Source organism: Streptomyces vulcanius (assembly GCF_042653945.1).
Classification (GTDB): domain Bacteria; phylum Actinomycetota; class Actinomycetes; order Streptomycetales; family Streptomycetaceae; genus Streptomyces; species Streptomyces mangrovi.
The window spans coordinates 220505-246025 of the sequence record NZ_JBHSFK010000001.1 but is presented as its reverse complement, the minus strand read 5'-3'; the positions used below and the strand labels follow the sequence as shown (position 1 = coordinate 246025).

3 protein-coding genes are annotated in these 25521 nt (G+C 73.4%); all 3 read left to right on the top strand.

The window, feature by feature from the left end; translation table 11 throughout:
• Nucleotides 1-345 precede the first annotated feature (345 nt).
• The 3 genes from ACFPIH_RS01080 to ACFPIH_RS01070 are packed head-to-tail and all read left to right on the top strand — an operon-like array spanning nt 346 to nt 25519.
• Nucleotides 346-24048: a non-ribosomal peptide synthase/polyketide synthase gene (locus ACFPIH_RS01080; RefSeq protein ID WP_381166234.1), complete on the top strand. Its 23703-nt coding sequence runs from the start codon at nt 346-348 to the stop codon at nt 24046-24048.
• Nucleotides 24045-24260, top strand: coding sequence for an MbtH family protein (locus tag ACFPIH_RS01075; protein ID WP_381166232.1), 216 nt, complete (start codon nt 24045-24047; stop codon nt 24258-24260). The genes ACFPIH_RS01080 and ACFPIH_RS01075 overlap by 4 nt, the downstream gene beginning before the upstream one ends.
• Complete coding sequence (locus tag ACFPIH_RS01070; RefSeq protein WP_381166230.1) at nt 24257-25519, top strand: cytochrome P450 family protein; 1263 nt, start codon at nt 24257-24259, stop codon at nt 25517-25519. Before ACFPIH_RS01075 ends, ACFPIH_RS01070 begins: the two co-directional genes overlap by 4 nt.
• The last annotated feature ends 2 nt before the right edge of the window (nt 25520-25521 follow it).

Genomic DNA, 25521 nt, shown 5'->3' with positions numbered 1-25521 from the left:
CGGGGCGGTGTGCGCGGCGGGGGCGCGGTTCGGGGTCCGGGTCGGGGTGGGGCACGGACCAGGTGCGTGCGCCGAGCCCTGCGGACCGAACCCCGCGGACCCAGTGGCCGACCGCGAGATCCTGAGCCGGCCGATCGGATCGACAGCCAGGCAGACCAGCCGGTTCGGAAGCCCAGCCGGCTCCGGAAACCCCAACCGGCCCGGAACGGGCGATGCCGCCCAGGCCCACCCCACCACCGCACCCTCCGCCCACCGGCCGGTCCCGTCCCACGGCTGACCGTCGTCCCTCGCTCCCACCGGCCGACGGCGGCGCCGAACCCGTACAGCATCTCTGGAGGTACCCCCATGTCTGCTCGCGATGACGTCGCCCTGCCCCTGACGGCGGCTCAGCGCGAACTCTGGCTCGCCGAACAGCGGACCGACGGAGTGATCCCGACGTACCGCATCGGTGAGTACCTGGACATCGCAGGCCCCCTCGACACCGACCTGTTGCACACCGCGCTGCGCACGGTCGTCGCCGAGAACGAGGCCCTGCACGTGGGGTTCACCGACGGCGACGACGGTCCGCGCCAGATCCTGAGGCGGTCGGACACGCACGGCGAACACACCGTCCGCCACCTCGAGTTCGGCTCGCGCGCCGCCGCCCTGGAGTGGATGGCCGCCGACCGGCTCCGTCCCCTCGACCTCACCCGTGACCGCCTCTTCAGCCTGGCCCTGATCAGGCTCGCCGACGACCACCACCTCTGGTACCACAGCTACCACCACCTCCTCTCCGACGGCCTCGGCTACGCGCTGATCGCCCGCCGCGTCGCCGCCGTCCACACGGCGCTCGCGGCGGGCCGTACGCCGGACCCGACGCCGTTCCCGCCGCTGCGAGCCGTCGTCGACAGCGACGCCGCCTACCGGTCCTCCGACCGCTGCACCGCGGACCGCGCGCACTGGACCGAGCGCCTCGCCGGCCTCCCCGAACCCGCCCGCATCGGCCGTTCCGCAGGGCAACTCACCGCCGGCCCGCGCCACACCCCGCTGCCCGCCGAACCCGTACGCCACGCCCTGCGCACCCTGGCCGCCCGCGCCGGAACCCGCTGGTCGCGCGTGCTGATCGCGGCCACCGCGCTGTATGTGCAGCGCCGCACCGGCGCGCAGGACCTGCTCCTCGGGCTGCCCGTCACCGGCCGCGACCCCGGCGACCCGGTCCTGACCGCCACCCCGGGCGTGGTGTCCAACATGGTGCCGCTGCGGCTGACCGTCCGGCCCGCGACGCCGTGGTCGGAACTGGTGGGCCAGGTCGAGGCCGAGGTCCGGGCCGCCCTGCGCCACCAGCGCTACCGCGGCGAGGACCTGCACCGCGACCTCGGCCTGCCCGGCATCCCCGGCTCGGCCTACTCCGCCGTCGTCAACATCATGTCCTTCGACAGCGACCTGGACTTCGCAGGGCTACGGGCCACCGCGCACAGTCTCGCCGAGGGCCCCGCCACCGAACTCGCCGTCTGGGCGCTGGACCGGCACGACGGCACCGGCCCGCACCTCAAGCTCCAGGCCGCCGCCGACGCCTGGGACGAGGACGAACGCCTGGCCCACCGCGACGGCCTGACCGCCCTCCTGAAGAGCCTCGCCGAGAGCGACCCCGACCGGCCCCTCGGCCGCGTCCCCCTCCCGGGGCGCACCCGGGAGACGACCGCCCCGGCCCCCGGCGCGCACCTCGCCGACCTTTTCGAGGAGCAGGCACGCCGTACCCCGGACGCCGTCGCCGTCGTCGGCACCGACGCCACCACCCTGACGTACGCCGAACTCGACTGCCACGCAAGCCGGTTGGCGCATGTCCTCGCCGCGCACGGCGCCGCCCCGGAGCGCCGGGTCGCCCTCGCGCTGCCCCGCTCGAACGAACTGGTCGTCGCGGTCCTCGCCGTGCTGAAGACCGGTGCGGCCTACGTCCCCCTCGACCCGGACCACCCGGCCGCCCGCCTGGCCGGCCTCCTCGACGACACCCGCCCGGTCGTCCTGGTGACGGACACGGCCACCCGGCCCCGGCTGCCCGAGGATTCTCCCTCCAGGACGGTCGTCGTCCTCGACGCCCCCGACACGGCCGCCCGGCTCGCCGCCCACCCGCCGACCGCCCCGTCCGCGCCGCGCGACCCCCGCCACCCGGCGTACGTCATCCACACCTCGGGCACCACCGGCCGCCCCAAGGGCGTCGTCACCCCGCACTCGGCCGTCGCGAACCTGGTCCGCCACCAGCTCGGCACCCTCTACGCCACGCCCAGGATGCGGGTGGCGCTGACCACCTCCCTCTCCTTCGACGCCTCCTGGGACCAGCTCGCCTGCCTCTTCGGCGGGCACGAACTGCACGTCCTCGACCGCGCCACCTGGACCGACCCGGACGCCTTCCTCGCGCATCTCGACCGCCACCGCCTCGACCTCCTCAACGCCACCCCCTCCTACCTGCGCGTTCTCCTCGACCACGGCCTGCTGACCGACGACCACCGGCGGCCGTCCGTGATCGTCGCCGGCGGCGAGGCCGTACCCGAGGACCTCTGGCGCCGACTGCGCGCCGCCGACGGCGTACACGTCCACAACTTCTACGGCCCCACCGAGTGCACCGTCGACGCCACCACCGCCGACCTCGCCGCCACCCCCCGCCCGGCGATCGGGCACCCGGTCGCCGGCGTACGCGTCCACGTCCTCGACAGCGCCCTGCAACCGGTCACGGACGGTGTCTCCGGCGAGCTGTACCTCGCGGGCACCGGCCTGGCCCGCGGCTACCTCGACCGGCCGGTCCCGACCGCCTCCCGCTTCGTCGCCGACCCCTACGGGCCGCCCGGCGCCCGTATGTACCGCACCGGTGACATCGTCCGCCGTACCTCCGGGGGCGCCCTCGAACATCTCGGCCGGGCCGACGACCAGGTCAAGATCCGTGGCTTCCGGGTCGAACCCGCGGAGATCGAGGCCCGGTTGACCGACCACCCGGCGGTGGTCCGGGCGACCGTAGTCGCCCGCCACGACGGCGACGAACCGGTCCTGGTCGCGTACGTCGTCCCGGTGGCCGGCGCCGGAACCGGAACCGCCGGAATCGGCGGCCTGCGGGAGTACCTGCGCGACCGCCTCCCCGACCACATGGTCCCGGCCGCCTTCGTCCCGCTCGACGCCCTGCCCCTCACCCCGACCGGGAAACTCGACCACCGCGCCCTGCCCGCCCCGGCCCCGGCCACCGCCCCGGTGACCCAAGCCCCCCGCACCCCTTACGAGGAACTCCTATGCGGACTCTTCGCCGACGTCCTCGGTGTGCCGCACGTCGGCGTCCACGACGACTTCTTCGCACTCGGCGGCCACTCCCTGCTCGCCCTGCGCCTCCTCGCCCGCATCCGCACCGCCCTCGGCACCGGACCACGCCTCGGTGACCTGTTCGACGCACCGACCCCGGGCGGCGTGGCCGCGGCCCTGGACACCGCCGACTCCGGCCACACCCGGCCCGCGCTGCGCCCCCACGAGCGCCCGGACGCCGTACCGCTGTCCTCCGCCCAGCGCCGCCTGTGGTTCCTGCAACGCGTCGAGGGCACCGGCGCCACCTACCACATCCCGCTCGCCCTGCGCCTGACCGGCACCCTCGACCGCCCCGCCCTCCAGGCGGCCCTGCGGGACGTCGTCGCCCGTCACGAGAGCCTGCGCACGGTCTTCCCCGACGAGCACGGCGTGCCCGTCCAGCGGATCCTGGACACCGAGACCGCCGTCCCACCCCTCCCCGTCACCGACACCACCGAGGCCGACCTCCCGGACCGGCTCACCCAAGCCTCCCGCCGCCCCTTCGACCTCTCCGCCGAACTTCCCCTGCACGCACGGCTGTTCGCCCTCGCACCCGACGAACACGTCCTCCTCCTCGTCGTCCACCACATCGTCGGAGACGGCTGGTCCCTGGGTCCGCTGGCCGCCGACGTCACCCGCGCCTACGCGGCCCGCTGCCAGGGCGAGCAGCCCAACTGGCCCCCGCTGCCGGTCCAGTACGCCGACTACACGCTCTGGCAGCACCGCCTCCTCGGCGACGCCACCGACCCGGACAGCCTGTCGGCACGTCAACTCGCCTACTGGAGCGAGCAGCTGGCCGGACTCCCCGAGCGCCTCGACCTCCCCTTCGACCGCCCCCGCCCGGCCGCCACCACCCATGCCGGCGCCCAGCTGGCACTCCATCTGGAGGCCGACCTGCACGCCGGCCTCGTCGGCCTGGCCCGGAGGCACGGCGCGAGCCTCTTCATGGTGCTCCAGGCCGGCCTCGCCGCCCTCCTCGGCAAACTCGGCGCCGGTACCGACATCCCCCTCGGCGCGCCCGTCGCAGGGCGTACCGACGAGGCCGCCGACGACCTGGTCGGCTTCTTCGTCAACACGCTCGTCCTGCGCACGGACCTGACCGGCGACCCCACCTTCGGCGAACTCCTCGCCCGCGTCCGCCGGGGCGCCCTGGCCGCCTACGCCCACCAGGATCTGCCCTTCGAGCATCTGGTGGAGGAGCTCAACCCGACCCGCTCCCTCGCCCACCACCCCCTCTTCCAGACGATGCTCGCCCTGCAGAACGCCCCGCTCGGCGAGTTCGACCTGCCCGGCCTGCACGTCACGACCGGCCTGGTCCCCACCGGCACCGCCAAGTGCGACCTCACCTTCAACCTCGCCGAACGCACGACCCCCGACGGCAGCCCCGCCGGACTCCTCGGCACCGTGGAATACAGCACCGACCTCTTCGACCCGGAGACGGTCCGGTCGCTGTGTGAGCGGTGGGTGCGGCTGCTGAGGTCGGCGGTGGATGAGCCGGGGCGGCGGCTGAGCCGGTTCGATGTCCTGACGGTGGCTGAGCGGCGGCTGGCGCTGCCCGCTTCCGTGGAGTCGGTGGTCGAGGGCACTCTTGTGGGGTTGTTCGAGGCGCGGGTGCGGGAGGCGCCGGAGGCGGTTGCCGTGACGTCGGGTGAAGTCTGGCTGACGTACGGGGAGTTGAACCGGCGTGCCAACCGTGTGGCTCATGCGCTGATCGGGCGTGGTGTGGGCCCCGAGGACGTCGTCGCTCTGGCGTTGCCGCGTTCGGCGGACCTCGTGGTCGCGGTGCTCGGTGTCATGAAGGCCGGTGCCGCCTATCTGCCGCTCGACCCGGACTATCCGGCGGCGCGGCGTGAGTTCATGGTCGAGGACGCCCGCCCGGTGCTGGTCGTCGACGACTTGGTGGCGCTGGACATGGACGGCCTCGCGGACGGCGACCCCGGAGTGCGGTTGTCCGCCCAGCACCCGGCCTATGTCATCTACACGTCGGGGTCGACCGGTCGTCCGAAGGGTGTGGTCGTTCCGCACGGGAACGTGGTGCGGTTGTTCGCGGCGACGAGGCGGTGGTTCGCGTTCGGCGCGGACGACGTGTGGACGCTCTTCCATTCCTACGCCTTCGACTTCTCGGTGTGGGAGTTGTGGGGTCCGTTGCTGCATGGTGGGCGGCTGGTGGTGGTGCCGTTCGGGACGTCTCGGTCTCCGGAGGCGTTCTTGCGGCTGTTGGCCGAGGAGCGGGTGACGGTGCTGAACCAGACGCCGTCCGCTTTCTACCAGTTGATGCAGGTGGAGCGGGACGGCGCCGAACTGGCCCTGCGGACTGTCGTGTTCGGGGGTGAGGCGCTCGAACCTGCCCGGCTCGCGGACTGGTATGCCCGGCATGCGGACGATGCGCCCGTGCTGGTGAACATGTACGGCATCACCGAGACGACCGTCCATGTCACCCATACCGCCCTCGACGCCCGATCCGCCGAGGACCCCTCCAGCGTCATCGGCAAGGCGATCCCCGACCTGCGGACCTACGTCCTCGACGACCACCTGTGCCTGGTACCGCCCGGTGTGTCGGGGGAGTTGTACGTGGCAGGGCCCGGTCTCGCCCGGGGTTACCTGAATCAGCGGGCCCTGACCGCCTCGCGTTTCGTCGCCGACCCCTACGGTCCGCCGGGTACGCGTATGTACCGCACGGGTGACGTGGTCCGTCTGCGTGCCTACGGCACCCTGGAGTTCGTGGGTCGTGCCGACGACCAGGTGAAGGTGCGCGGTTTCCGGATCGAGCTGGGGGAGATCGAGGCGGCGTTGGCCGCGCATCCCGAGGTCGGTGATGTGGCGGTCGTCGCACGCCAGGACCGTACGGACGACACCCGGCTGGTCGCCTATGTCGTCGGCCCCACCGGCTCCCTGCGGGAGTACCTGCGGGAGCGGCTGCCGGAGTACATGGTCCCCTCGGCGTTCGTCGCGCTGGACGCGCTGCCGCTGACGGTCAACGGCAAGCTCGACCGACGCGCCCTGCCCGAACCCCAGGCCGGCACGCTGGGGGCGGGGCGTGCGCCGCGTACCCCGCAGGAGCAGATCCTGTGCGAGCTGTTCGCCGAGATCCTCGGGGTCGCCGAGGCCGGGGTGGACGACGGTTTCTTCGACCTGGGCGGTCACTCCCTGCTCGCGACCCGTCTGGTCGCCCGGGTACGGGCCACCCTCGGCGTGGAGCTGGAGCTGCGCACCCTGTTCGAGGTGCCGACCCCGGCCGGGCTGGCGGCGAGCCTCACGGGTGCCGGACAGGCCCGTCTCGCCCTCACCGCCTCCGAGGACCGGCCCGAGCTGATCCCGCTGTCCTTCGCGCAGCGCCGGCTCTGGTTCCTGCACCAGTTGGAGGGCGCGAGCGCCAACTACAACATCCCGCTCGCCTGGCGGCTGAACGGCTCCCTCGACCGGACCGCGCTGGAGGCCGCCCTGCGCGATGTCCTCGCCCGCCACGAGAGCCTGCGCACCCTGTACCCGCAGCTCGACGGCACGCCGTACCAGCGGATCCTCGGCCCGCAGACGGCCCGGATGCCGCTGCGTACCCATGCCACGACCGAGGCGGAACTGGACACGGTACTCGCCGACGCCCTGCGTCACCCCTTCGACCTCGCCACCGAACTGCCCCTGTACGCCGAGCTGTTCGCGCTCGCCCCGGACGAGCATGTGCTCCTGCTCGTCATCCACCACATCGCGGGCGACGGCTGGTCCCTCGGCCCGCTCGCGCAGAACCTCGCCGACGCCTACGCGGCCCGCTGCCGGGGTGAGGCACCCGACTGGGCGCCGCTGCCGGTCCAGTACGCCGACTACACGCTCTGGCAGCACCGCCTCCTCGGCGACGCCACCGACCCCGACAGCCTCTTCGCCCGCCAGGCCGCCCACTGGACGAGCGCGCTGCAGGGCCTCCCCGAGCAGATCCAACTGCCCACCGACCGGCCCCGCCCCGCTGTCGCCTCGCACCAGGGCGGATTCGTCAGGGTCCGGCTCGACGCCGAACTGCACCAGGAACTGAGGGACTTGGCCCGCAACCAGGGCACCAGCCTCTTCATGGTGCTCCAGGCCGGCCTCGCCGCCCTGCTCAACAAGCTCGGCGCCGGGGACGACATCCCCGTCGGCAGCCTCATCGCCGGCCGGACCGACCAGGCCCTCGACGATCTGATCGGCTACTTCGTCAACACGCTCGTCTTCCGCACCGACACCTCCGGCGACCCCACCTTCGCCGAACTCCTCGACCGCGTACGGGACGTGGCCCTCGCCGCCTACGCCCACCAGGACCTGCCCTTCGAGTACCTGGTCGAGGCCCTCAACCCGGCGCGCTCCCTGGCCCACCACCCGCTGTTCCAGGTCATGCTCGTCCTACAGAACGCCCCCCGCGCCGACTTCGCCCCGCCCGGCCTGCGCACCGACTCCGTACAGCTCACCACCACGACGTCCAAGCTCGACCTGATCTTCTCCATGTCCGAGCGGCACGGCGACGACGGCTCCCCGCAGGGCGTGGACGGTTTCGTCGAGTACGCCGGGGACCTGTACGACCCGGAGACGGTCCGGTCCCTGTGTGAGCGGTGGGTGCGGCTGCTGAGGTCGGCGGTGGATGAGCCGGGGCGGCGGCTGAGCCGGTTCGATGTCCTGACGGTGGCGGAACGGCGGCTGGCGCTGCCCGCTTCCGTGGAGTCGGTGGTCGAGGGCACTCTTGTGGGGTTGTTCGAGGCGCGGGTGCGGGAGGCGCCGGAGGCGGTTGCCGTGACGTCGGGTGAAGTCTCCTTGACGTACGGGGAGTTGAACCGGCGTGCCAATCGTGTGGCTCATGCGCTGATCGGGCGCGGTGTGGGCCCCGAGGACGTCGTCGCCCTGGCGTTGCCGCGTTCGGCGGAGCTGGTCGTGGCCGTGCTGGGCGTGCTCAAGGCGGGGGCCGCCTATCTGCCCCTGGACCCGGACTATCCGGCGGCGCGGCGGGAGTTCATGGTCGAGGACGCCCGCCCGGTGCTGGTCGTCGACGACTTGGCGGTGCTGGACACGGACGGCCTCGCGGACGGCGACCCCGGAGTGCGGTTGTCCGCCCAGCACCCGGCCTATGTCATCTACACGTCGGGGTCGACCGGTCGTCCGAAGGGTGTGGTCGTTCCGCACGGGAATGTGGTGCGGTTGTTCGCGGCGACGAGGCGGTGGTTCGCGTTCGGCGCGGACGACGTGTGGACGCTCTTCCATTCCTACGCCTTCGACTTCTCGGTGTGGGAGTTGTGGGGTCCGTTGCTGCATGGTGGGCGGCTGGTGGTGGTGCCGTTCGGGACGTCGCGGTCTCCTGAGGCGTTCTTGCGGTTGCTGGCCGAGGAGCGGGTGACGGTGTTGAACCAGACGCCGTCCGCTTTCTACCAGTTGATGCAGGCGGAGCGGGACGGCGCCGAACTGGCGTTGCGGACTGTCGTGTTCGGGGGTGAGGCGCTCGAACCTGCCCGGCTGGCCGACTGGTATGCCCGGCATGCGGATGACGCGCCCGTGCTGGTGAACATGTACGGCATCACCGAGACGACCGTCCATGTCACCCACACCACCCTCGACGCCCGATCCGCCGACGACCCCTCCAGCGTCATCGGCAAGGCGATCCCGGATCTCCGCACCTACGTCCTCGACCGGTGGCTGCGGCCCGTCCCCACGGGAGTGGTCGGCGAGCTGTACGTCGGGGGACCCGGCCTTGCCCGGGGCTATCTGAACCAGCGGGCCCTGACCGCCTCGCGTTTCGTCGCCGACCCCTACGGTCCGCCGGGTACGCGTATGTACCGCACGGGTGACGTGGTCCGGATGCGTGCCGACGGCACCCTGGAGTTCGTGGGTCGTGCCGACGACCAGGTGAAGGTGCGCGGTTTCCGGATCGAGCTGGGGGAGATCGAGGCGGCGTTGGCCGCGCATCCCGAGGTCGGTGATGTGGCGGTCGTCGCACGCCAGGACCGTACGGACGACACCCGGCTGGTCGCCTATGTCGTCGGTGCCACCGGCTCCCTGCGGGAGTACCTGCGGGAGCGGCTGCCGGAGTACATGGTCCCCTCGGCGTTCGTCGCGCTGGAGACGCTGCCGCTGACCGTCAACGGCAAGCTCGACCGACGCGCCCTGCCCGAACCGGAGTTCACCCCCACATCGGTCGGACGGGCGCCGCGCACCCCGCAGGAGCAGGTGCTCGCCGAGCTGTTCGCGGAGGTGCTGGGGGTCGAACGAGTCGGTGTCGACGACGACTTCTTCGGGCTGGGCGGCCATTCCCTGCTGGCCACCCGGCTCGTCGCCCGCCTGCGGGCCGCCCTCGGGGCGGAGCTCGAACTGCGGGCCCTCTTCGAGACGCCGACCGTCGGCGGGCTGGCCGAGGGCCTGACCGGTGCCGGGGAGGCACGGCCCGCGCTGGTGCCGGCCGCACGGCCGGAGCGGTTGCCGCTGTCGCCGGCGCAGCGCCGGCTGTGGTTCCTGCACCAGTTGGACTCCACCGGCTCCGCCTACCACATTCCGCTGGCGTGGCGGCTGGACGGTCCGCTCGACCGCACCGCCCTCGCCACCGCCCTGGCGGACGTCGTCGCCCGGCACGAAGTCCTGCGCACCCTCTACCCGCAGCACGACGGCACCCCGTACCAACGCGTGCTCGACGCCGAACGGGCCCGCCCCGCGCTTCCCGTCACCGAGACCGACGACTCCGGGCTGCCCGCGCTCCTGGAGCGTGCCGTACGCCGGACCTTCGACCTCGCCACCGAACCCCCGGTGCGCGCGGAGCTGTTGGCGACCGCGGCCGACCGGCACGTCCTCGTGGTGGTGGTGCACCACATCGCGGGCGACGGCTGGTCGTTGGGCCCGCTGTCCAGGGACCTGGCCGGTGCCTACGCGGCGCGGCTCGCGGGGGAGGAGCCCACGTGGGCGCCGCTGCCGGTGCAGTACGCCGACTACACCCTCTGGCAGCGTGAACTGCTCGGCGAACCGGACGCCCCCGACAGCCTGTTCGCCCGCCAGGCCGCCCACTGGACGGGGGCGCTGCGAGGACTGCCCGAGCAGATCCAGCTGCCCACCGACCGTCCGCGCCCCGTCGCGCCCTCCTTCGCCGGCGGACAGCTGCCCGTGGCGCTCGACGCCGACCTGCACACCGGTCTCCTCGGCCTGGCCAGGCAGCACGGCGCCAGTCTCTTCATGGTGCTCCAGGCCGGCCTCGCCGCCCTGCTCAACAAGCTCGGCGCCGGGGACGACATCCCCGTCGGCAGCCTCATCGCGGGCCGGACCGATCAGGCGCTGGACGATCTGGTCGGGTTCTTCGTGAACACGCTGGTGCTGCGCACGGACACCTCCGGCGACCCGACCTTCGCCGAACTCCTGGGCCGCGCCCGGGAGTCCGCGCTGGGCGCCTACGCCCACCAGGAACTGCCCTTCGACCATCTGGTGGAGGCGCTCAACCCGGCCCGGTCGCTGTCGCGGCAACCGCTGTTCCAGGTGCTGCTCGCGCTGCAGAACGTACCGCGCGGCGGCTTCGAACTGCCCGGCCTGCGCGCCGAGATCCTGCCCGTGCACTCCACCACGGCCATGTTCGACCTGTCCTTCCACCTCCTGGAACGCGCGAGTGGCGGTGAGGAGGGCGGCATCCGCGGCTATGTCGAGTACGCCACCGACCTCTTCGACACCGCCACCGTCGAACGGCTCCTCACCCGCTGGACCGCTCTGCTGCGGCAGGCGGTCGAGTCCCCCGGGCAGCCGCTCAGCCGGTTCGACGTCCTTCTCGACGACGAGCGCGAGCAGCTTCTCGCCGGGAGCGAGGGGCCCACGGAGGAATCCGCCGGGCTGCCCGAGCTGTTCCGGGCCCAGGTGCGGGCCACTCCGGACGCGCCCGCCGTCGTCTTCGAGGACACCGTCCTGACCTACGCCGGGCTCGACGCCCGCGCCAACCGGCTCGCGCACGCCCTCCTCGGCCGGGGCATCGGAGCCGAGGACATCGTCGCGCTCACCCTCCCGCGCGGCCCCGAACTCGTCGTCGCCGTCCTCGCCGTCCTCAAGACCGGTGCCGCCTACCTGCCGGTCGACCCCGAATACCCGGCCGCCCGGCGCGCGTTCATGCTGGAGGACGCGCAACCCGCCCTGGTGCTGGACGACTTGTCCATGGCCGCCGGGCAGCCGGACACCGACCCCGAGGTGGCCGTGGACGGACGTCACCCCGCCTACGTCATCTACACCTCGGGCTCCACCGGCGTCCCCAAGGCCGTCGTCATGCCGTCGGCCGCGCTCGTCAACCTGCTGCGCTGGCACCACCGCAGCGTGGGCGGCGGGCCCGGGACCCGCACCGCGCAGTTCACCGCCGCCGGGTTCGACGTCTCCGTGCAGGAGACGCTGTCCGCGCTGCTGTTCGGCAAGACCCTCGTGGTCCCCACCGAGGAGCAGCGGCGCAGCGCCGAACTCCTCACCGCCTGGCTCGAACGGCACCGCGTCGAGGAGCTGTTCGCGCCGACCCTGGTCCTGGAGGCCGTCGCCGAGGCCGCCGAGGAACACGGCCGCCCGCTGCCCGACCTGCGCACGATCGCCCAGGCAGGGGAGGCGATGCGGCTGGGCGGGGCCCTGCGCCGCCTCGCCGCCCGCCGCCCCGACCGACGGCTGCACAACCACTACGGGCCCGCCGAGACGCATGTCGTCACCGCGTACGCCCTGCCCGCCGACCTCGACGACTGCCCGCTGCCGGTGCCCGTCGGCCGGCCCGTCGACCACACCCGCGCCCTGGTCCTCGACGCCGCGCTGCGCCCCGTACCGCCCGGCGTGCCCGGCGAGCTGTACCTGGCCGGGGTCTGCCTGGCCCGCGGCTACCTCCACCGGCCCGCCCTCACCGCCGAGCGCTTCGTCGCCGACCCCTACGGGCCACCCGGCGCGCGCATGTACCGCACCGGCGACCTGGCGCGGTGGCGCACGGACGGCGAGCTGGAGTTCCTGGGCCGCGCCGACCACCAGGTGAAGGTACGCGGCTTCCGCATCGAGCCGGCCGAGATCGAGGTGGCCCTCGCCGCCCATCCGGCCGTCGCCCGGGCCGCGGTCGTGTCCCGCGCGGACCGCCTCGTCGCCTACGTCGTCCCCGCGCCGGGCGGGAGCGCCGTACCCGCCGCCCTCCTGGGCCATCTGCGCGACCGCCTCCCCGACCACATGGTGCCCGGCACGGTCGTCGTCCTCGACGCCCTGCCTCTCACCCCCAACGGCAAGCTCGACCGCGCCGCCCTGCCCGCCCCCACCGCACCCGACGCCCGAGGGAGCCGGGCCCCGCGCACTCCGCGCGAGGAGATCCTCTGCGACCTGTTCGCCGAGGTGCTGGGCGTCGAACGCGCCGGTACCGACGACGACTTCTTCGACCTGGGCGGCCACTCCCTGCTCGCCACCCGGCTCGTCTCCCGCGTCCGCGCCACCCTGGGCGTCGAACTGCCCCTGCGCAGCCTCTTCGAGGCCCCGACCCCCGCCGGACTCGCCGTGTGCCTCGCGGATGCCGCCGACGCCCGCCCGGCCCTGGCCCCCGCCACGCGCCCCGAGCCACTGCCCTTGTCGTACGCGCAGCGCCGACTGTGGTTCCTGCACCGGCTGGAGGGCGCGGGCGCCGGCTACCACATGCCCCTCGCCCTACGGCTGCGCGGCCCGCTCGACCGGCCCGCCCTGGCCGCCGCCCTGACGGACGTCGTGGCCCGGCACGAGACGCTGCGCACGGTGTTCCCGCACACGGACGGCGTACCGCGGCAGCGCGTTCTGCCCGCGACGCAGATCACCCTGTGCACCACCCGGACCACCGAGGAGGAACTGCCCGGCCTGCTCGACGGGGCGGCCCGCCGCCCCTTCGACCTCTCGGCCGAACTCCCTCTGCGCGCCCACCTGTTCACCACCGGCGACGACGAGAACGTACTCCTCCTCGCCCTGCACCACATCGCCGCCGACGGGTGGTCCCTGCGCCCCCTGTCGACGGACCTGGCGAGCGCCTACGCGGCCCGCCGCGCGGGGGAGGAGCCCACGTGGGCGCCGCTGCCGGTGCAGTACGCCGACTACACCCTGTGGCAACGCGACCTGCTGGGCGACGAGTCGGCCCCGGACAGCACCTACGCACGCCAACTCGCCCACTGGACCGACACACTGGCCGGGCTACCGGACCGCCTCCACCTCCCCGCCGACCGGCCGCGCCCGCTCCAGACCACCCATCGCGGCGGCACACTCACGACCTCCGTCGACGCCTCCCTGCACGGCGCGCTCACCGCCCTCGCCCGCCGCAACGGCGCCAGCCTCTTCATGGTCCTCCAGACCGGCCTCGCGGCCCTCTACACCCGGCTCGGCGCGGGTACCGACATCCCGGTCGGCAGCCCGGTCGCGGGCCGGACCGATCAGGCGCTGGACGATCTGGTCGGGTTCTTCGTGAACACGCTGGTGCTGCGCACGGACACCTCGGGCGATCCGACCTTCACCGAACTCCTCACCCGGGTAAGGGAGTCGGCGCTCGCCGCCTACGCCCACCAGGACGTGCCGTTCGAGCACCTTGTCGAGAAACTGAACCCGGTCCGCTCCCTCTCCCACCATCCGCTCTTCCAGACCCTGCTCACCGTCCAGAACGTCCCGGACACCGCGTTCGGCCTCGAAGGGCTGGACACCTCCTCCCAGCCCGTGCGCACCGGCAGCGCCCGCCTCGACCTCGCCTTCGCCCTCACCGAGCGCCGCCACCCCGACGGCACGCCCGCCGGCCTTGACGCGATCGTCGAGTACAGCGCCGACCTCTTCGACCAGGACACCGTCCGCACCCTCTTCGACCGATGGGTACGGCTGCTCGGCGCCGCGGTCGCCACCCCCGACCGCCCGATCGGCACCCTCGACGTCCTCCACCCCGACGAAGTCCGGACCCACGTCACCGTCCCGGTGCCCGACGCGTCGTTCACCGAACTCTTCCGGCGCCAGGTGGCCCGCCGCCCGGACGCGGTCGCTGTGTCCGCCGGTGCCACGGAGCTGACCTACGCCGAACTCGACGCGTGTGCCAACCGGTTCGCGCACGCCCTGCTCGGGCGGGGGGTTGGGGCTGAGGATGTGGTGGCCTTGGTGCTGCCGCGTTCGGTGGATCTGGTCGTGGGGATCCTGGGGACGATGAAGGCGGGGGCCGCCTATCTGCCCGTCGACCCGGACTACCCGGTGGCGCGGCGTGAGTTCATGCTCGCGGATGCCCGTCCGGCGCTGGTGGTCGAGGAGTTGGCGTTCGCGGCCGGTTGTCCGGTCACTGATCCCGGGGTGGCGGTGGACGTTCGGCATCCGGCCTACGTCATCTACACCTCGGGCTCGACCGGCCGTCCCAAGGGCGTCGTCGTCACCCACGGCGGCCTGCCCAGCCTCGTCGCGGCCCAGACCGAGCGGCTCGCCCTCGACGACACCAGCCGCGTGCTGCAACTCGGTTCGCCCAGCTTCGACGCCTCCTTCTGGGACCTGTGCGCCGCGCTCCTGACCGGCGCCCGCCTGGTCCTGGCACCGGCGGACGACCCGGTGGCGGGTCTGACGGCGGACATCACGCATGTGACGTTGCCGCCGTCGGTGCTGGCGGCGGTGGAGTCGTTGTCGGTGTCGACGCTGGTCGTGGCCGGGGAGGCGTGCCCGGCTGAGCTGGTGGCGCGGTGGGCTCCGGGTCGGCAGATGATCAATGCGTACGGTCCGACGGAGACGACCGTGTGCGCCACGATGAGTGTGCCGCTGGAGCCGTCGGGTGCTGTGCCGCCGATCGGGCGTGCGATCACCAACTCCCGCGTGTACGTCGTGGACGAGCGGCTCCAGCCCGTACCCCCGGGTGTGGTGGGTGAGTTGTACGTGGCGGGGCCCGGTCTGGCGCGGGGGTATCTGCGTCAACCCGCCCTGACCGCAGGCCGGTTCGTGCCCGACCTGTTCGGTGAGCCCGGCGGTCGGATGTACCGCACCGGTGACCTCGTCCGTCAACGCCGGGACGGGGAGCTGGAGTTCGTCGGGCGTGCCGACGACCAGGTCAAGCTCCGCGGCTTCCGTGTCGAGCCCGCCGAGATCGAGAGCGTGCTCGCCGCGCACCCCGGCGTAGCCCACGCCGTCGTGGCCGTACGCGAGGAACGGCTCGTCGGATACCTCGTGCCCGAACCCGGTGCCGGACCCCGGCCCGCGGTCCTGTCCGCGTTCCTGCGGGAGCGGCTGCCGGAGCACCTGGTGCCGAGCGCGTTCGTCACGCTCGACGCCCTGCCGCTGACCCCCAACGGCAAGCTCGACAAACCAGCTCTGCCGGCCCCCGAGTTCGTGTCCGACGGGCCCGGGCGGGCGCCGCGCACCCCGCGTGAGCAGATCCTGTGCGACCTGTTCGCCGAGGTGCTGGGAGCGGAACGCGTCGGCGTCGACGACGGCTTCTTCGACCTGGGCGGCCACTCGCTGCTCGCCACCCGTCTCGTCTCCCGCGTACGGGCCGTGCTCGGTGTCGAACTCGCCCTGCGCACACTGTTCGAAACGCCCACGGCGGCCGGGCTCGCCGGGGCGCTCGACGGTGCCGGGCGTGCCCGGCCCGCGCTCACAGCCGCCGACCGTCCCGAGCGGACGCCCCTGTCGTTCGCACAGCGCCGGCTGTGGTTCCTCCAGCAGATGGAGGGGCCCGGCGCCGGCTACAACATCCCGCTCGCCCTGCGCCTGTCGGGGCGGCTCGACGAACGGGCGCTCACCGAGGCGCTCGGAGACGTCGTCGCCCGGCACGAGACCCTGCGCACGGTCTTCCCCGAGGCGCACGGCACCCCCCACCAGAAGGTGCTCGACGCCGACGCCGCCCGGCCGCGCATCGCCGTGACCCACACCGACCAGGCCCGGCTGTCCCAGGCGCTCTCCGCAGCCGCCCGGCTGCCCTTCGACCTCGCCGACGAAGTCCCCTTGCGTGTCCACCTGTTCACGACCGACGCGGACGAGCACGTGCTGCTGCTCGTCATGCACCACATCGCCGGCGACGGCTGGTCCACCGGGCCGCTCTCCCGCGACCTGGCCGACGCCTACGCGGCCCGTGGCGCAGGCCGCAAGCCCGAGTGGACGCCGCTGCCCGCGCAGTACACCGACTACACCCTCTGGCAGCGCGAACTGCTCGGCGATCCGGCCGACCCGGACAGCACGTTCGCCTCGCAACTCGCTTACTGGAAAGACCGGTTGGCCGACCTGCCGGAGCAGCTCCGGCTGCCCGCCGACCGGCCGCGGCCCGCCGTCGCCTCCTACCGGGGCGAACATCTGCTCGTCGACTTCAACGCGGACCTGCACACCGCCCTCGCCCGGCTCGCCCGGCGTTCGGGAGCAAGCCTGTTCATGGTGCTCCGGGCCGCCCTCGCCGCCCTGTTCACCCGGCTTGGCGCGGGTACCGACATCCCGGTCGGCAGCCCGGTCGCGGGCCGGACCGATCAGGCGCTGGACGATCTGGTCGGGTTCTTCGTGAACACGCTGGTGCTGCGCACGGACACCTCGGGCGATCCGACGTTCACCGAACTCCTCGGCCGGGTACGCGAGTCGGCGCTCGGCGCCTACGCCCACCAGGACCTCCCCTTCGAGAACCTCGTCGAAGAGCTCAACCCGGCCCGCTCCCTCTCCCACCACCCGCTCTTCCAGGTGATGTTCGCCCTCCAGAACGCGCCGATGGGCGAGTTCGACCTGCCCGGCCTGAAGGTCGCCCCGATGGCCGTACCCACCGGGACCGCCAAGTTCGACCTGGGCTTCAACCTCTACGAGCGGTACGACGGCGACGGCACCCCCGCGGGCATCGCCGGCGCGGTCGAGTACGCCACCGACCTCTACGACCGCGCCACGGTCGCCGACCTCGTCGACCGCTGGACCCGGCTGCTGCACGCCGTCACCGCCGACCCCGACCGGCCCCTCGGCGGAATCGACCTCCTGTCCGCCGACGAACGCCGCCGACTCCTCCACGACGTCGACGACACCGCTGCCCCCGTCGACCCCGTCCCGCTGCCGGTCGCGTTCGGGCGGCAAGCACGGACCACACCGGACGCGGTCGCCCTCGCCTCCGACGCCGGCGAGCTGACGTATGCGGAACTCGACGCGCGTGCCAATCAGTTCGCGCATGCGTTGCTGGAGCGGGGGGTTGGGGCTGAGGATGTGGTGGCCTTGGTGCTGCCGCGTTCGGTGGATCTGGTCGTGGGGATCCTGGGGACGATGAAGGCGGGGGCCGCCTATCTGCCCATTGACCCGGATTACCCTGTCGCGCGGCGTGAGTTCATGCTCGCGGATGCCCGTCCGGCACTGGTGGTCGAGGAGTTGGTGTTCGCGGCCGGTTGTCCGGTGACTGATCCCGGGGTGGCGGTGGACGTTCGGCATCCGGCCTACGTCATCTACACCTCGGGCTCGACCGGCCGTCCCAAGGGCGTCGTCGTCAGCCACGCGGGCATCGCGCACCTCGTGGCCGCGCAGGTCGAGCGGTTCGCGATCGACGCGAGCAGCAGGGTGCTCCAGTTCGCCTCGCCCAGCTTCGACGCGTCGGTGTCCGAGCTGTACACGGCCCTGCTGACCGGCGCCACCCTCGTCCTCCCGCCCGCCGCTGATCCGGTGGCGGGTCTGACGGCGGACATCACGCATGTGACGTTGCCGCCGTCGGTGCTGGCGGCGGTGGAGTCGTTGTCGGTGTCGACGCTGGTCGTGGCCGGGGAGGCGTGCCCGGCTGAGCTGGTGGCGCGGTGGGCTCCGGGTCGGCGGATGATCAATGCGTACGGTCCGACGGAGACGACCGTGTGCGCCATGATGAGTGTGCCGCTGGAGCCGTCGGGTGCTGTGCCGCCGATCGGGCGGGCGATCACCAACTCCCGCGTGTACGTCGTGGACGAGCGGCTCCAGCCCGTACCGCCCGGTGTGGTGGGTGAGTTGTACGTGGCGGGACCCGGTCTGGCGCGGGGTTATCTGCGTCAACCCGCCCTGACCGCAGGCCGGTTCGTGCCCGACCCGTTCGGTGAGCCCGGCGGTCGGATGTACCGCACCGGTGACCTCGTCCGTCAACGCCGGTACGGGGAGCTGGAGTTCGTCGGGCGTGCCGACGACCAGGTGAAGGTGCGCGGCTTCCGTGTCGAGCCCGCCGAGATCGAGAGCGTGCTCGCCGCGCACCCCGGCGTAGCCCACGCCGTCGTGGCCGTACGCGAGGAACGGCTCGTCGGATACGTCGTCCCCGGGCGCCGCGACGAGCGGGACCGAGGGCGCGAGGAGGACCACATCTCCGGCTGGCGGGAGATCTACGACGCGCTGCCGGTGGCCTCCGCACGGGCCGCCCTCGGGGAGAACTTCACCGGCTGGAACAGCAGTTACGACGGCGCACCCATCCCCGAGGAGGAGATGCGGGAGTGGCGGGACGCCACCGTGGACCGCATCCGCGCGCTGAATCCCCGCCGGATCCTGGAGGTCGGCGTCGGCACCGGGCTGCTCCTTGCCCGGCTCGCGCCGCACTGCGAGACGTACTGGGCCACCGACTTCTCCGCCACAGCCATCGACGCCCTCGCCGAACGCGTACGCGAGCAGGCCGAGTTGGCGGAGCGGGTCGTGCTGCGCACCCAACCCGCGCACGACATCCGTGCGCTGCCCGCCGGCTTCGACACCATCGTGCTCAACTCGGTCGTCCAGTACTTCCCGAGCGCCGACTATCTGCTCGACGTCGTCCGCAAGCTGACCTCGCTCCTCGCACCCGGCGGCGCGCTGTTCGTCGGTGACGTGCGCAACCTGCGGCTCCAACGACCGCTCGCCACTGCGGTACAGGCCCGCAGGACCGACGGCGGGCCGGCGGAGTTGAGGGGGGCCGTCGAGCAGGCGCTGCGCGCCGAGGAGGAACTCCTCGTCGACCCCGACTTCTTCGCCGGGCTGCGACACCGGATCGACGGGATCGGCGCGGTCGCCGTCGAGCTCAAGCGCGGCCGGCACCACAACGAACTCACCCGACACCGCTACGACGTCACCCTGCACACCCGGCCCGCCGGGACCTGCGCCGCCTTCGCGGAGGCCGCCTGGGGCCGGGCCGTGTCCACCCCGGACCAGGTGCGCGACCTGCTGGTCTCGGCCGACCCGCCCGTCCTGCGGATCATGGGCGTCCCCAACGCCCGGGTGACCGGAGAGGTCGCCGCGGACCGGGCGCTGCACGAGGGCGGCGCCACGCCGGAGCTCGGCGTCGACCCCGAGGAGTGGCACGCCCTGGGCGCCGCCACGGGACGCCGCGTGCACCTCACCTGGGCGCCCGGGGAGCCGGACGCGCTGGACGTCGTCTTCATCGACCCGGCACGGGCGGCCGAGCCGGACGCTCCCGTCGAGACCTACCGGGCCGGGCGCGCCGAGCCGCTCACGAACACCCCCGCCACGGGACGGGCGCCCGCCTCCCTCGTCCGTGACCTGCGCGACCATGCGCGGGCCCGACTGCCCGAGCACCTCGTGCCGGCCGCGTTCGTCGTGCTCGACGGACTCCCGCTCACCGGCAACGGCAAGCTCGACCGGGCCGCCCTGCCCACGCCCGCCGCACCGGGGACCAGGGGCAGCCGGGCGCCGCGCACCCCGCAGGAGGAACTGCTCGCCCACCTGTTCGCCGAGGTGCTCGGCGTGGGCCGGGTCGGGGCCGACGACAGCTTCTTCGACCTGGGCGGCCACTCGCTGCTCGCCACCCGGCTGGTCTCCCGCGTACGGGCCGCCCTCGGCGCCGAACTCGACGTCCGCGCCCTGTTCGAGGCACCCACCCCGGCACTGCTGGCCGCCCGCCTCGACCGGGCCGGCGAGGCCCGCTCCCCGCTCACGGCCCGCGCCGACCGCCCCGAGCGCGTCCCGCTGTCCTACGCCCAGCGCAGGCTGTGGTTCCTGCACCGGATGGAAGGGCCGGACGCGGCCACGTACGTCATGCCGCTGGCGCTGCGGCTGACCGGCCCCCTCGACCGGACGGCACTGCGGCAGGCCCTCAAGGATGTGACGGACCGTCACGAGAGTCTGCGGACGGTGTTCCCGGAGGCCGACGGCACGCCGTTCCAGCGGGTCCTCCCGCACATCCCGCCGGAGCTGCCGGTCACCGGGACCGACGCGGGCCGGCTGCCGGAGCTGCTCGCCGCCGAGGCCGGCCGGGGATTCGACCTCGCCGCCGAACCGCCCCTGCGGGCCCGGCTGTTCGCGCTCGCGCCCGACCAGCACGTCCTTCTCCTCGCCGTCCACCACATCGCCGGGGACGGCTGGTCCATGGGCCCGCTCTCGGCCGACCTGGCCTGCGCCTACGCCGCCCGCCGCGCGGGCGAGGAACCCGACTGGGCGCCACTGCCCGTGCAGTACGCCGACTACGCCCTCTGGCAGCGCGAACTGCTCGGCGAGGCGTCCGACACGGACAGTCGACTGGCATCCCAACTCGCCTACTGGCAACAGACATTGACGGGGCTGCCGGAGCGGATCGCGCTCCCGGCGGACCGGCCCCGCCCGGCCGTCGCCAGTCAGCGCGGCGCCACCCTGCCCCTACGCGTCGACGCCCGACTGCACGGCGCCCTGCGGGACTTCGCGGCCGAGCACGGTTCCAGCCTCTTCATGGCCCTCCAGGCCGGTCTCGCCGCGCTGCTCACCCGGCTCGGCGCGGGCACCGACATCGCCGTCGGCAGCCCGGTCGCCGGTCGCACCGATCAGGCGCTGGACGATCTGGTCGGGTTCTTCGTGAACACGCTGGTGCTGCGCACGGACACCTCGGGCGACCCGACCTTCACCGAACTCCTCACCCGGGTAAGGGAGTCGGCGCTCGCCGCCTACGCCCACCAGGACGTGCCCTTCGAGCATCTGGTGGAGGTCCTCAACCCGGCCCGCTCCCTCTCCCACCACCCCCTCTTCCAGGTGATGCTGGCCCTGCAGAACGCCCCCGGCGGCGACTTCGCACTGCCGGACCTGGCCGTCGAGCCGGTCGCCGTGCCGACCGGCACCGCCCGCTGCGACCTCACCCTCAGCCTGGCCGAGCGGTACGCCGACGACGGCACCCCCGAGGGGCTCACCGGCGCCGTCGAGTACGCCACCGACCTGTTCGACGCGCCCACCGTCGCCACCCTCGTCGCCCGCTGGCTCCGGCTGCTCGAAGCCGCCGTCGCCCGGCCCGACGCACCCCTCGGCGCCATCGACCTGGCCACGGCCGAGGAACGGCACCGCCTCCTGGTCGAGCACAACGACGGCTCCCGGGAACTCCCCGCCGCCCGTTCCCTGCCCGAGCTGTTCGCCGAGCGGGTGCGGGCCACACCGGACGCGGTCGCGGTGACGGCCGACGACGGCGTCGTGCTGACGTACGCCGAACTCGATTCCCGCACCAGCCGGTTGGCGCGTGCCCTCGCCGGACAGGGAGTCCGGGCGGAGACCCCGGTGGCGGTGCTCATGGACCGCTCGGCCGACCTGGTCGTGGCGGTCCTCGGCGTCCTCAAGGCGGGCGGCGCGTACGTTCCGCTGGACCCCGGCTTCCCGCCCGCCCGCATCGACCTCGTCGTCCGCGAGACCGGGGCGGCACTCGTCCTCACCGAGGACGTGCTCACCGCGCTCCTGGCCGCCGAGCCGTGCGGCGACGCCCCTGAAGTCGACTGTCACGCCGACCAGTTGGCGTACGTGATGTACACCTCCGGGTCGACCGGGCGGCCCAAGGGCGTCGCCGTCACCCACGCGGACGTGGCAGGGCTGGCACTGGCACCCTGCTGGGACGCGCACAAGCGGGTGCTGCTGCACTCGCCGACCGCGTTCGACGCGTCCACCTACGAGCTGTGGGTGCCGCTGCTCGGCGGCGGCACGGTCGTGGTCGCGCCCCAAGGGCGGCTCGGCGTACGCGAGTTGTGCGACGTGATCGCCCGGCACCGGGTGACCGGACTGTGGCTGACGGCCGGACTGTTCCGGCTGCTGGCCGACGAGGAGCCCGCCGGGCTCGCCGGGGTGCGCGAGGTGTGGACCGGCGGGGACGTCGTGCCGGCGGTCGCGGTCGGCCGGGCGCTCGCCGCCTGCCCGGGCATCCGGGTCGTCGACGGCTACGGGCCGACGGAGACCACCACCTTCGCCGCCCACCACGCCATGGACACCCCGCCCGACCCCGCCCGGCCGGTGCCGATCGGCCGACCGATGGCCGGGATGCGGCTGTACGTCCTGGACGAGCGGCTGCGGCCCGCCCCGTCCGGTGTGGTCGGCGAGCTGTACCTCGCCGGAACCGGTGTCGCCCGGGGGTACGCCGGCCGTCCCGGCGCCACCGCCGAACGGTTCACCGCCGACCCGTACGGCCCGCCCGGCGCCCGTATGTACCGCTCCGGCGACCTCGCCCGATGGCTCGACGACGGCACCCTGGAGTTCGCGGGCCGCGCCGACGAGCAGGTGAAGGTACGCGGCTTCCGCGTCGAACCCGCCGAGGTCGAGGCCGCGCTCGCCCGCTGCCCCGGAGTCGCCCGGTCCGCGGTCGTGGCCCGCGGGGACCGGATCGTCGCGTACGTGGTGCCAGGCGCCGGGTCCGAAACCGGTGCCGCCGCTGGGGCGATGCGCGAAACCGCCCCCGGAGCCGTCGCCCCCGCCTTCGACCCCCGAGCCGCCGCCGACCTGCTCCGGCGTGAGCTGCCCGCGTATCTCGTCCCCGCCGCCTTCGTCACCCTGGACGCCCTGCCGCTCACCGGCAACGGCAAGCTCGACCGGGCCGCCCTGCCCGACCCCGACTACGGTTCCGCCGCCGACGGCACCGGACGCGGCCCGCGCACCCCGCACGAGCAGGTGCTGTGCGATCTGTTCGCCGAGGTGCTGGGCGTGGAGCGGGTCGGTGTCGACGACGGCTTCTTCGACCTGGGCGGCCACTCTCTGCTCGCCGCCCGGCTGGTCGCCCGCGTCCGCGACACCCTGGGCGCGCGGCTCGGACTGCGCACCCTGTTCCAGACCCCGACCGTCGCCGGACTCGCCGAACGCCTCGCCCTGCGCGACACCGACGACTCCCTCGACGTCCTGCTGCCCCTGCGGGCGGAGGGCACCGCCACCCCGCTGTTCTGCGTCCACCCCGGCGGCGGCATCAGCTGGTGCTACAGCGGCCTGCTGAGCCACCTCGCCCCCGAGCACCCCGTCCACGCCCTCCAGGCCCGCAGCCTCGGCCGCGACGAACCCCGGCCCACCTCCTACGAGGAGATGGCCGCCGACTACACGGAACAGATCCGCAAGGTCCAGCCCGAGGGCCCCTACCTCCTCCTCGGCTGGTCGGCCGGCGGGCTGATCGCGCACGCCGTCGCCACGGAACTCCAGCGCCAGGGGCAGCGCACCGCCCTGCTCGCGATCCTCGACGCCTACCCGGTCGCCGACCTCACCTTCGACGAACCGCCCGTACCCGCCGAACGGGACGTCCTGGTCGGCATGCTCGACTGCGACCCCGAAGAGGTGGGCGAGGAACCGCTGACGCACGACCAGGTCGTCGAGGTACTGCGCCGCCGCGGCAGCGCCCTGGCCGGACTGACCGAACGGCACATCCAGGCCGTCGTCGCCATCATGATCAACAACGCGACTCTGGCGCTCACCTTCGAACCGGCCGTGTTCGACGGGGACATGCTCCTGTTCAACTCCACCATCGACCGCGACCGCGACTCCCCGGGCGCCGACGTCTGGCGCCCCTACGTCACCGGGTCCATCGACTCGTACGACATCACCGCCCGCCACGACCGTATGACCCAGCCGGGCTCGCTCGCCCAGATCGGCCCGCTGCTCGCCGCCCGGATCACCGGGATCCAGCGGCAGTTGACCAGCCCCTCCCGACAGACCCAGGAGAACCCGTCGTGACCAACCCCTTCGAGGACCAGGACGCCCCCTACCTCGTGCTCGTCAACGACGAGGCCCAGTACTCGCTGTGGCCCGCCTTCGCCGACGTCCCCGCCGGCTGGACCGTCGCGCACCCGGAGGACACCCGGGACGCCTGTCTGGAGTACATCGGGCGGACCTGGACCGACATGCGGCCCAGGAGCCTCGTCGAGGCGATGGACGCCGCGCCGTGAGCACCCTCACCACCGAGGTCGAGGACTTCGCGGCGGCCATGCGGTCCGACGCGTTCCGCCGCGACCCCTACCCGGTGTACGCCAGGATGCGCGCCGAGTGCCCGGTCTACCGGGCGCCGCAGGGACTCTGGTACGTCACCCGGCACGCGGACGTCGAACAGGCCCTCGGCGACCCGCGGTTGTCCAACGACCGCGAGCGGATGACCGACGCGCTGGTCGCCCGCGACGGCCGGATGCGCGACCTCAGCCGGCTCACCGCACGGCTCGGCCGGGTCATGAGCAACACCGACCCGCCGGACCACGCACGTCTGCGCGGGCTGGTGAACAAGGCGTTCACCGCCCGCCGGGTCGAGGGGCTGCGGGAGCGGATCCAGGCGGTGGTGGACCGGCTGGTCGACGCCGCCGTCGCCGCCCTGGAACCGGGCGGGCCGCCCACCGACCTGCTCACCGCCGTCGCCTCACCGCTGCCGCACACGGTGGTCTGCGAACTGTTCGGCGTCCCCGAGCCCGACCGCGAGCGGGTGAAGGAGTGGTTCCGCGGACTCGGCCGCATCCACGAGGACATCGACCGCGCCGAGCGGGTCGTCGACGCGTTCGAGGCGTATCTGCTGGACCTCGTCGAACGACGGCGGGCCGCGCCCGGCGACGACCTGATCAGCGCCCTGGTCACCGCCCAGGCCCGAGGCGACCGGCTCACCGACCACGAACTCCTTTCGACCTGCTTCATGCTGATCACCGCCGGCGACGAGACCACGACGAACCTCATCGGAAACGGTCTCCTCGCACTGCTGCACCACCCGGACCAACTGGCCCTGCTGCGCGCCGAACCGGCCCTGATCCGTGCGGCCGTCGACGAGACCGTCCGCTACGACAGCCCCACCCAGGCCATCCTGCGGGTGACCGCCGCCGACGTCACCCTCGGCGGACGGACCATCCCCGCGGGCGATCTCGTGCACCTCCTGCTGGCCTCGGCGGGCCGCGACCCGGAGCACCACGAGCACCCCGACCGGTTCGACCTGACCCGGCCGGCCCACCGCCACCTCGGCTTCGGGCACGGACCGCACTTCTGCCTCGGCGCACCCCTCGCCCGCCTGGAGACCGAGCTCGCGATCGGCACGCTCGTACGGCGGCTGCCGGACCTGCGCCCGGCCGTCGACCCCGGGCGACTCGACTGGCGGCCCAACCCGTTGCAGCGCCGGCTCACGGCGCTCCCGGTCACCTGCACCTCCGACGACGACACCTCCGACGAAAGGAAGTGACC

Coding starts and splice junctions, on each gene's coding strand:
- ACFPIH_RS01080 (WP_381166234.1), top strand. CDS start 346: ATGTCTGCTCGCGATGACGTCGCCCTGCCCCTGACGGCGGCTCAGCGC.